The organism is Ruegeria sp. CK2 (genome assembly GCF_056536585.1).
On record NZ_JBQFPW010000008.1, the window covers coordinates 209,981 to 220,565 of the forward strand.

Annotated in this window: 7 protein-coding genes; 1 reads left to right on the forward strand and 6 read right to left on the reverse strand. The window is 54.0% G+C overall.

Features of this window, described 5'->3' with window-relative positions; translation table 11 throughout:
• Window positions 1-354 precede the first annotated feature (354 nt).
• The 6 genes from ACR0BU_RS14165 to ACR0BU_RS14190 all read right to left on the reverse strand — a co-directional run bounded on the left by ACR0BU_RS14165 (window position 355) and on the right by ACR0BU_RS14190 (window position 9,139).
• Complete coding sequence (locus ACR0BU_RS14165; RefSeq protein ID WP_480737955.1) at window positions 355-1,371, reverse strand: GlxA family transcriptional regulator; 1,017 nt, start codon at window positions 1,369-1,371, stop codon at window positions 355-357.
• A 692-nt stretch (window positions 1,372-2,063) separates the two neighbouring features.
• The gene (locus tag ACR0BU_RS14170) at window positions 2,064-2,555 is read right to left on the reverse strand and encodes a hypothetical protein (protein WP_480737956.1); all 492 of its coding nucleotides are present in this window, start codon (window positions 2,553-2,555) and stop codon (window positions 2,064-2,066) included.
• A 123-nt stretch (window positions 2,556-2,678) separates the two neighbouring features.
• The gene (locus tag ACR0BU_RS14175) at window positions 2,679-5,078 is read right to left on the reverse strand and encodes a trimethylamine N-oxide demethylase (protein WP_480737957.1); all 2,400 of its coding nucleotides are present in this window, start codon (window positions 5,076-5,078) and stop codon (window positions 2,679-2,681) included.
• 14 nt (window positions 5,079-5,092) lie between these two features.
• On the reverse strand, window positions 5,093-7,075 hold the full coding sequence (locus ACR0BU_RS14180) for an ABC transporter permease (protein WP_480737958.1): 1,983 nt from the start codon (window positions 7,073-7,075) through the stop codon (window positions 5,093-5,095).
• Window positions 7,075-8,103 carry a quaternary amine ABC transporter ATP-binding protein gene (locus ACR0BU_RS14185; protein ID WP_299083689.1) on the reverse strand — a complete coding sequence of 343 codons (1,029 nt, stop codon included), beginning with the start codon at window positions 8,101-8,103 and terminating at the stop codon, window positions 7,075-7,077. Before ACR0BU_RS14185 ends, ACR0BU_RS14180 begins: the two co-directional genes overlap by 1 nt.
• A gap of 82 nt (window positions 8,104-8,185) precedes the next feature.
• Window positions 8,186-9,139, reverse strand: coding sequence for an ABC transporter substrate-binding protein (locus tag ACR0BU_RS14190; protein WP_298934777.1), 954 nt, complete (start codon window positions 9,137-9,139; stop codon window positions 8,186-8,188).
• Window positions 9,140-9,377: 238 nt separating this feature from the next.
• Between ACR0BU_RS14190 and ACR0BU_RS14195 the strand changes: the two genes are divergently transcribed.
• Window positions 9,378-10,313 carry a LysR substrate-binding domain-containing protein gene (locus ACR0BU_RS14195; protein ID WP_298934778.1) on the forward strand — a complete coding sequence of 312 codons (936 nt, stop codon included), beginning with the start codon at window positions 9,378-9,380 and terminating at the stop codon, window positions 10,311-10,313.
• Window positions 10,314-10,585 lie beyond the last annotated feature (272 nt).

Sequence of the window (10,585 nt, forward strand, 5' to 3'; positions counted from 1 at the left end):
CAGCTTGACTTTGTTTTGTCACTTCTCATCTGGTTTAGGCTGAGCTGCGGATTTGGCGTGCTGCAAGTGCCCTAGTTTCATGGTTCTCCGTTTTGTCTTCTCGGGTTCACACAGTATTGGTTGACCGCGGCCTGCTCAGGTATCGGCAGGCGATTGATCTCCGCATTGTTCGCGCCAACACCTAGCTGCTTCGCAGTAGGCTTCGCTAATCAGAAACGTCCTGAAGGAACACGCTTTGTCATTGATGCATTGGTCGACTGCGGCTTCTGGACAGAGGAGCATATCGCAGTTGTGCCGGATCATCCGAGAACCCAAGACTTGTGTCTAAAAAGCGTTATTGAAGATGTGACGTGATCATCCGCGCCTTTCAGACCAGCCTCTTCGAAAGGAAGTTGGCGCCTCGCCATAGCGTTTTTTAAATCGAACTGTAAGTTGAGTGGCGCTGCCAAAACCTGTGGCAGCCGCAATTTCTGACACTGTCATCTCGGTTTCATTTAACAAGGCGTAAGCCCGTGCAACCCGTAGCTCGATGTAATACTGCGTAGGCGAGGTCCCGACATATTTCTGAAAAAGCCGTTCTAACTGACGGCGGGAGATATCTACGGCTTTAGTGATTTCGGAGATATCGAGCGGTTCTTCAAGGTTTTCATGCATTATCTGCATCGCGTTGATCAGATGTTGGTTCCGGCTGCCCAGTGCCACCGAAAAGGCGGACTTTTGAAGGGTTTGCCTGTTGTTCGAACGGGAGTGAATGCACATGTCAGAGACGATTATCGCCAGGTCTTTTCCAAAGTCGGATTCGATCATGTCTAACATCAAATCAGTTGCCGCATTTCCACCTCCACAGGTCATCAGATCATTGTCGATTTCATATAGATTTGCTGACGGTTCCAGATCATTGAAATGCTCAAGAAATGCCGGTTGGTTTTCCCAGTGCAATGTGAACCGCCTGCCGGTCAAAGCTCCTGCCTGTGCAAGTGCAAACGCGCCGGAACAAATGCCGCCGGGTTTGCACCCAAAGGCAATCTGTCGGCTGATCCAGGACTGAACTTTGCGATTGGTGCTTTCTGCCGGTTCTATGCCCGAACAGACAAAAAATCTGGATGAACGGGGTAGATGTTGAAGGGCAAAATCCGGGGTGATTTCGATACCGTTGGAGCACATTACAGAGCTTCCGTCTTCGGTGATCAAAAACCATCTGTAGAGCTCTTTGTTGGTGATCTGATTGGCAATCCTCAGAGGCTCGACCGCTGCGCTGAAGGCCAGCATGGTCAGCTTTGGTAGCAGCAGGAAATAGATCTCTTTCGCTGGCCCGTCGTAGCTAATGCGAAAACTGGCCGCCCCCTTGGGTACAAAGTTCTTTTGGGTCATGTCCTCTTCCCCCAAACAATGCAGGTCGCGACGGATCAAAGGCACCAATACACCGGGTGAAGGTGCGGCATGTACCTGCATAACAGTGTTGCCGCTCGCCTTCCACGAGGAGATCTCTTCGTCGCTGGCCTTTGGTGAGGAGAGCCTGGTCATGGTCTAAACGATGCCAACTAAGGGAAAGAAAAAGCATGTATATGCAAGTGAAATGTTGGCAGACCTTTGAAATTTTCGGTCGCTACGCCGAGGCCGAATTCAGGGATCACGAAAGCACCGTCCGCATTACACGAGACTGGTCGGGAAACCGATTTGCTTCCTTCGTCCACTGTTCGAGGCAGATACAGAAGCGGATAGGAAAATTGCTTTAGGCCGGTCTACGCCCCCAGGCGCGGGTTATGCCTTTGGCCTCAACGCGGCACCACGATACGGAGGTCCTGTGTTTCTGGATATTGGGTCGACGATAGCTCATGTGGCGACCGTGCTAAAGGTCAGATCAGAAATGAACCGCCTTCGCTGACCCGGCCGTGACCAACGCTGAGAAGGTTGACCTGACCCATCAGCTTGTTCTGAAGCGCTAGGTCACAGGAGGCGAAAAGTCCGTTCTTCTCGCGCCGCGATCAAAGTAAGGGCCCCCGCCCTCTCAATTCATCTCAGTATTTGTCGCACATCCGACTAAGCCATCTGCATAAGTCAATTCAATCGCCTTGCTCGACAGTCAAAAACACTAAAGTACGGTTTTCTAAACCTTTGTCTTTTATTGCGACGCGGTAAACGCCATCATTGGCGATCATTTCCTTGAGTTGATAGCTGTCGGGGTGATTGACGGGCTTGTCGTCAGAAGAAGAAACCATTTTTTTACAATCTGTTATTTCGGCCCACATGACGTTGAAGATGCTTGTGGCCTCGGTGCTTCTGAATGGAAATTCCCAAAAGCACGAAACGCCTCTTGAGTAGATCAAGCCAACGAAAGTCTCGCATATTGATCCTTCAGGGGCGAGACCAGTGTCTTCATAGCTTTCTAGCGCAGAAATTCGCGTGCATGCGTCAGCCATACCAGATGTTGGTTGAACTGCCACGATCAATACGATGGCAAGTCGCTTGAGCAATGGAATTCCATGGCCTGTTATGGCTTCTGGTCCTGTTTTGGGGACACTCCGAGCTTTGACGTGCTCACTGAACTTGCACATGTGAACCTCCAAAACGCTGTTTTTTGCTACAGGCGCTAAGGCAAATTCGAGATTGTGTTTTTAGGCCTGCATCAGCTTTCATGCCGCTTTCATGCTTTGTACAATACGCCTGCAGCCGAGCAGTCATTCGGCTGCGTCAGGAACATCTGCTTTGGAATACAGGCCTTTCACACGCTCCTTCGTCGGATCGAAATGCGGGAAAGGGACGATTTTGGCTTTCAGGCGCTTTTGCTGACCGTCCAGTTGTCCGATCTCGATATCGCTTCCTATGGTGGCATGGGTGGTCGCAACCCGGCCCAAGGCAATGACTTTGCCCAGGATTGGAGATTTCATGGCGCTGGTGATCTCTCCAACCTGTGCTTTTCCGACGCGCACGCAGTCGCCCGGCAACGGAACAGTTCCCCCCTCGATTTCGAAACCAACCAGCTTACGGTGCGGATGTGCCTTGCGGTCTTCGATCGCGGCACGTCCGATAAAATCATCGGTTTTCGATTTCAATGGCACCGTAAAGCCGATGCCAGCCTCAAACGGATCGGTCTGGTCGTCGAATTCAGACCCCGCAAAGATCAAACCGCCTTCGATCCGCAACATGTCCAATGCAGCGAGGCCCAGAGGTGTAATTCCGTAATCTTGCCCAACCTCCCAGACGCGATCAAAGATTTCGGTGGCATCTTTTGGGTGGCAGAAGATTTCATAACCCAGCTCGCCGGAATACCCCGTTCGTGAAATCACGACAGACGTACCCTGCACATCCCCAACCCTTGCAACTGCAAGTCGGAACCACGGCAATTCCTCGATTGTTGGTTGCCGGGGCGGTGTCCAGAATATCTTTGAAAGGATGTCGCGGCTGTGACGTCCCTGAACCGCGATGTTGTGCAACTGGTCGGTCGAGTTGCGCACCCAGACATTCATGTTCCGCTTGAGCGCCTGTTCCTGCAGCCACAACCCGCTTGTGTCATTGCCGCCGATCCAACGGAAGTTTGTCTCGCCCAACCGATAGACCGTACCATCGTCGATCATACCGCCGTGTTCATAACACATTGCCGTATAGACGACCTGGCCAACGCTTAGCTTTTTCATGTTGCGGGTCACGCAAAGCTGCATCAGCTCTTCCGCATCGGGGCCCATCACCTCGTATTTTCGCAGCGGGCTCAGGTCCATCACGGCGACCTTGTCCCGGCAGGCCCAGTATTCGGCAATCGCGCCGTGATTGGTCATGGTGTTGGGTAGCCAATAGCCATTGTATTCGACAAAATCACGGGTGTGCCGGGCAAAGCAGTCGTGAAATGCAGTTTTCTTGGTGTCTTCCACGTCCGCCTCCGCAGATTTTCTGTAGCCATAGGATCGATTGAAATCCTCGGTCGCCTTGTAAGTTCGCACTTGAATGTCGGTGGGGTTCCAGCCATTGGCCGGATCAATGTCGCAGGGGCAGCCGGTGCTGACGCAAACCAGATCGGTCAAGGCGCGCAGCAGGACGAAGTCCCCCGGCCGTGACCAGGGGTCGTCCATGCCAATCGCATTTGTGTCGTCCAGCATTGTATTGAAGAAGAAGTTGATCGCAGGCCAACCAGCACGTGGCTTTACACCGTATTGATCCAGATCCTTGTTGATATTGTCCGAGCAATTCAGGTGCCCTGGATAGCCAAGATCTTCGTAGTATCGCGCAGTGCAAGCCAATCCGAAGGTGTCATGACGCCCGCAGGTATCCTGAACAATCTCGATCAGAGGTTCCTGATCAACCGACCAGTATTTTGAGTATATCCCTGGCTGCGGGTAGAGACTGCCCATCAGGCTGCGGGTGGTCGTTGGGTCAATTTCGCGCTCGATCCCCTGATCCAATGCGCGGCGGCTGAAGGCCTGGAAGTCCGAGCATTCGCGCCCCCTGATATCCACGATCTGGATATACTCTCCGGCCTTGACCTCATAGGATTTGGCGTTGCCCGGTTGAATGTTGAGATCTCTTAGTGGGTCGGCCAAGGGATCGGGCGGACCCACATCAGGCTTCTCCAGACCCGGGGCGGCGCGCTGGATATACAGGATGATGTCTGTTGGGGGATTGCTCTTTTCCGGTCGCATCGCCTCGCCTGGGGCGGCCACGATCAGAAGGCCATCACATTCGGCCACGAAATGCACCATGTCGCCGGGTCGCGAGCCGTCGGTGAATGCCCGGATGGCGTCGCCGTTACCGATGTTGAATCCTGCGGCTTGCAAAGCGCGCAGCACCTTTTTGCCCGAGGGCGACCCGTTTGCCAGGGTCGCAATCAACCCTTCGGGACGGCCGTGACTTTGTGTTCCAAGCATCGCTGCATCAGAGCTTCGATCGGGGGCAAAGAAGACCATCTCGGCGGGTTGCATTCCGTCTCGATCCAGCAAGGTGATCGTATCGCCCTTGGAGATCGGAACAGCCCGCGACCCGGCACCGGGTACCGGATGGCGTTCCGTCCCGTGCGGCAGGATGGGAAGACCGGGGGTCAGAACGCCGCTGCGTTCATAAGGTACTTCAAAGACGGGCTGAACGTTCATCTTCGATCCTCCGGTTAATCCAGACCCAAAGCGCGTTTGCGCTTTTCGGCCCAACTGCTGATTGCCATGTCAAAGGTCAGTGCCATCAGCGACACGTTCAGGCCCAAAACAAAGTTCTTACCCAGTTCCGTCCCGGCCAGTGTGCGCTGTAATTCCTGTCCCAGATCCTGTGTGCCGATGAAGGCAGCAATAATGACCATGAAGAAGGCAAACATGATTGCCTGATTGAACCCGACCGCCATTGTCGGCAGCGCCAATGGAAACTGGACCGACATCAGCTTTTGATGCCGTGTGGACCCGGACATGTCTGCTGCTTCGGTCATTTCCGGGGGCACACTGCCAAGACCAATAATGGTGTATCGGATCAGCGGCACTGCTGCGAAAATCAGGATCGAGAACACCACAGCGACGTCGTTGACACCGAACAGCATGATCGCGGGGATCAGGTATATGAAGCTGGGGAAGGTCTGGGCGGTGTCGCACGCCAATAGAATGCTCTTGGACCAATATGCCGAACGGGCCGCAACCACGCCCAGTGGAATGCCGATCAATGTTGCCAGCGCAACCGCAGAGATCACAGTATAGAGCGTGATCACGGACCGGTCCCACCAGCCTGAGAAGGCGACAATGGTAAAAAAGATCGCGGCATAGATGCCCGGTCGCCGCCCTCCGACCCAATAGGCGAATGCAACAACAAGCAAGATAAAGGCAGGTGTCGGAATGGCCAGCAATGTGTTGCGGAACGGGATCAATACCTTGACGTTCAGGAACCAGCGCAGCCACTCGGTCGTTCCTTTGATGAAGTCCACGGCCAGGAACGATTTGATGACCACATCAATTTCTTTGCCTTGGCTAAGGTGTTGCTTGCGACCAATTTCAGCCAGGATCGGGAACAACTGCGACAGCAGGATGAACCCGACGAACAGACCTAAAGCGACAAGAGAAATCTGATGCCGTTTCCACCACGGTGTGCCGCGTTCGAAATGAACCGGTTGCTTGACGACCCAGGCTTTGGACATCCGATCCAGGGTGACTGCCAGCAGAACAATCGTGATGCCAATCTCAAAGGATCGGCCAAGCTTGAAACTGCCCATCATGGCCAGCAATTTGGCACCAAGGCCCGGCATGCCGATGAAGGCGGTCAGAACTACCATTGCCAGACACAGCATGATGACCTGATTGACGCCAACCAGAATTTCAGTACGTGCGGCCGGAACATAAACGTGGCGCAGCATCTGCCAGCGGGTGCAGCCAGACATCTGACCCGCCTCGATCACCTCCGGGCTGACTTTTTTCAGGCCCAGAGTGGTCATCAGGATCATTGGCGGAATAGCAAAGGTAATTGTTGCCACGGCCCCGGCGGTTGGTCCCACCTTGAAAAAGATGACTGCTGGCAAAAGATATGTGAAAAAGGGCAGGGTTTGCAGCACAGACAGGATGGGTTTTAGCATCCGCTCGAACCAGCCGTATTTCCAGGCGGCGATACCCAGACCCAAGCCCAGCAGAAACGCCAATGGTGCGGCGACCACGATGACAGACATCGTCTGCATGGCGATCTTCCATTGCCCGATTGCTGCGGTCCAAATAAAGGTTCCCGCACCCAAGGCGGCCAACCTCCACCCACCAACAGCGTAGCCAATGACAGCGGCCACGGCGGCGATTGCCGACCATGGGATAGGCCCCAGAAATGGCCAACGCCGTTTGCCTTCTAATAGGTTCGCTGACGTGTCCAGCAAGAACTCTAGCGGGCCTTCGGCAATAAATCGGGTCACATAGATCAGACCGAGGTCATTCTGAATGAAGCTGAAAATTGCGTCCAACACTTGTGCCGTCGGAGGGATCGCCGCTTCTGGGATGCGGTTCAGCCATTCAGGCAAAATACCTGCTGCCTTGGCAACGATCAGCACAAAGGCGGTGACCAGTAGCACCGTCAGGACTCTGGTACGACTCCACGGCTTGCCTGCTGTGCCGGGCAGATCGGTGGACAGCGTCGCCATCAGTCGGCTCCGAGAAGAACGTTCAATGCAGCGTCGCGCTCCAGCACGCCGGTTACAACGCCTTGGTCATCTGCCACCGGCAGCAGGATGCGGTTGTCATTGACCAACACACGTGCCAGTTCGTGAATGGTGGCACCGCCATCGATCGGGGCACCTTCCAATGCATGTCCGTTCACCGGTTTTGCCAAACCTCGCGCATGCACGACCCTGGCTTTGTCGATGTCCTCCGTAAATTTCGCCACGTATTCGGTCGCAGGGTTCATCACGATCTTGTCAGGGGTATCACATTGCTCGACCGCGCCGTTGCGCATGATCGCAATCCGATCGGCAAGGCGCAGGGCTTCGTCAAAATCATGGGTGATAAAGACGATGGTTTTGCCCAGTAGCTCCTGAAGTCGCAGGAATTCGTCCTGCATTTCACGGCGGATCAACGGATCCAGTGCCGAAAAAGGTTCATCGAGAAACCAGATGTCCGGCTCGATGGCCAGTGACCGGGCAATCCCAACTCGCTGTTGCTGACCGCCGCTCAACTCGCGCGGAAAATATTCTTCTCGTCCTTCGAGCCCAACAAGCTTGATGACTTCCAGCGCGCGTTCGCGTCGGTCGTGGCGATCTTGTCCACGCATTTCCAGTGGGAATGCCACGTTTTCCAGAACCGTACGATGTGGCAGCAGACCGAACGACTGAAACACCATACCCATCTTTTTGCGACGTAACTCGATCAGTTCGCGCTCGCTCAGGCTCATGACGTCCTGCCCGTCAACTTCGATAGTACCGCCCGTAATGTCATGCAGGCGCGAGAAGCACCGCACTAGTGTCGATTTGCCCGATCCTGAAAGTCCCATGATGACCAGCATTTCGCCACGACCCACTTCGATCGAGACGTCTTTGACACCGGCGATGTATCCATCGGCCCGGATCTCATCGAAGCTGCGGCCTTCGGGCAAAGACTTGAGATAGCTTTCTGGCGAGGGCCCAAACAGTTTCCAGACATTTTTGGCTGAGATCACAGGTGCTGCGGCGGACATGGCTGTTTTTCTTTCCAGTTAGACGCGGCCTTGCGTCGCTGAGACAAACAAGGCCGCGCCAATTTCGTTAAGATTGACCGAATTACCCGCTACAGGCGCTGATCCAGGGATCAACTACGGCGCGATTGGCGTCCAGCCATTCTTCTGCCGCTTCTTCCGGTTCAAGCTCATCAGTGTCGACCAATTTCGCCATCTCGGCAATCTGAGGGTTGGTGAACGAGATCTCGGTCAGGGCGCAATACGCGGCCGGCCATTTGTCCTTCATTCCGTCCCATGCAGCTTTTTTCAGATAACCCTTGGCGGGGTTGCCGCAATCATACAACGCATCCGGGTTCGGACCTTTGGCCGGATCTTTGTCGCATCCGTCTTCCCATGCGGGGAATTCGACGAACTCACCAGGCCAAACAGCTTCGGCGAAGTTTGGCGTCCAGTTGAACACCAGAACCGGCGTTTTGTCGGCCTCAGCCGCGCCAATCTCGGCCCAGAGGGCTGCGGCCGAGCCCGCGTTGATCACGGTAAAATTCAGATCCAGCGCCTCGGCACGTTCTTTACCATGCTTCAGCCAGTCAACCGGGCCATCGAGATACCGACCCTTGTCGCCGGTTTCCGCTGTAGCGAACAAATGTGCGCAATCATTCAACGCTTGCCAATCTGGCAGACCAGGGCAGGAGTCCTTGGTCCACATCGGGTACCACCAATCCTCACGCGTGACTGCGTCGTGATCGCCAGCATCGTGCAGGCCACCTTTTTCCAGAGCCGCGCGGTAGGACGCGCCAAACGCGCCTTCCCAGACTTCCATTTCCAGCGCCACGTCACCCAGGCGCACCGATTCATAGACAGCCTGGCTGTCGGTGGTGACATATTCGACGTTGTTGCCCATCTCTTCGAAGATCAGACCAACAACGTTCGACATCACGATCTGGCTTGACCAATTGTGAATGGGGATAACGATCGGATCGCTGCTGTCTTCGGCGATCGCGCCGGTTCCCGCTGCCGCTGCCAAGGTTGCAGCAGAAAGTAGGTTTGTAAGTTTCATGTTCGCTCCCTGAGTGACGAGTATTTTCAGCGTAAGGACTCTTCCGGTCCCGAATTTTTGCATTCTGCCCATAAATACGGGGAACACAGAACAGAGATTTGAGGGGCTTTGCCTATAAATTCTTGAGGCAAAATAGAAATTTTGTTATTTTAACAATCGGTTGCCTGGTCAAATGTGTTTTGCCCCGGGAACATCGATACTGATCGTGAACAGGTCCAGCTTGGGATTATGTCGTCAAATGCCAAAGAAAGCGCCAGCTACCGGTAAAGTTCTACCGCCGCTCGACTATCTTTTGGCCTTCGAGGCCGCAGCCAAGGCGCAGAGTTTTGCGCAAGCGAGCAAGGTTCTTAATATCTCAGAGACTGCAATCAGTCGAAAAGTACGTTTGCTGGAACAACACTATGATGTGCCCTTGTTCGTGCGGGGGCATCGGTCGGTATCCTTGACACAACAGGGTGCCATTCTGCTCGCAACAGTAGAACAATCGCTTGATCTGATGCGAGATGTCAGTCGGGATATGTTGGCCAAACATCAAGCCAATACGGTCTCGATTGCTGCAACCAATTCCGTGGCTTCGCTTTGGTTGATGCCGCAATTGCGGAAGTTCAACAAGTCCAATGGTCGGATACGGATTTCGCTTGTGTCCTCGGACAGCGACGCCGAGTGTTTGTCTGAAGCTATGGATCTGACCATACTGCGCGGAGATGGCGATTGGCCCGGCTACGAGGCACAACTACTGTTTGGTGAAACAGTGTTTCCTGTGTGCAGCCCAGAGTATTTAAAAACTAACCCGTCGGCGACTGATCTCACTGCCCTGCCGCAGCTGGACCTGATCGAAGTCACAAGCAGCCACGCAGAATGGATGACATGGCGCACCTGGCTGGGGGCGAACGGTGTTGCAACGTCTCCTATGGAACGTGCGGTGGCCTTCAACACCTATCCATTGTCCGTGCAGGCAGCAGTCGATGGTTTGGGTATCGCGTTGGGATGGGCGCATCTTGTTGACCCCTTGCTTGAGAGCAAAGCATTGGTTCGACCAATTGACGGTGCATCGGTTAGGACAAGCTCAGGATACTATCTGCTGAGAAGCCCCGCACACAAAGCGTTTCCGGAACAGCGTATTGTCCAAGACTGGCTTTTGGGGCTCAGCGCTGGACGAAAACGTTACGCGTAATTTTTCTGTCTGATTTCAATTATTGTGCCTTTCGGAAACTGCGTCTGATCCAGTTGCTGTACAATTCAAACATTGACCATGGGGAATATTTATTTACTTTAAAGAAATAATTTGATTCTGCACCCGGTCTACCAGACTGTCGGGTCCGGACGTGTTTGGCCTATTCTGCAGGGAGGCAAAAGCCCACATGAGTTATAAATCTGACATTGAGATTGCCCGAGAGGCCATTAAGCAGCCGATCCAGGAGATTGGTGGTAAGATTGGGATTTCCA

What these genes read in the sequence shown, in the direction of transcription:
- ACR0BU_RS14165 (WP_480737955.1), bottom strand. Translation starts at nt 1,371, where the DNA reads ATGACCCAAAAGAACTTTGTACCCAAGGGGGCGGCCAGTTTTCGCATT.
- ACR0BU_RS14170 (WP_480737956.1), bottom strand. Translation starts at nt 2,555, where the DNA reads ATGTGCAAGTTCAGTGAGCACGTCAAAGCTCGGAGTGTCCCCAAAACA.
- ACR0BU_RS14175 (WP_480737957.1), bottom strand. Translation starts at nt 5,078, where the DNA reads ATGAACGTTCAGCCCGTCTTTGAAGTACCTTATGAACGCAGCGGCGTT.
- ACR0BU_RS14180 (WP_480737958.1), bottom strand. Translation starts at nt 7,075, where the DNA reads ATGGCGACGCTGTCCACCGATCTGCCCGGCACAGCAGGCAAGCCGTGG.
- ACR0BU_RS14185 (WP_299083689.1), bottom strand. Translation starts at nt 8,103, where the DNA reads ATGTCCGCCGCAGCACCTGTGATCTCAGCCAAAAATGTCTGGAAACTG.
- ACR0BU_RS14190 (WP_298934777.1), bottom strand. Translation starts at nt 9,139, where the DNA reads ATGAAACTTACAAACCTACTTTCTGCTGCAACCTTGGCAGCGGCAGCG.
- ACR0BU_RS14195 (WP_298934778.1), top strand. Translation starts at nt 9,378, where the DNA reads ATGCCAAAGAAAGCGCCAGCTACCGGTAAAGTTCTACCGCCGCTCGAC.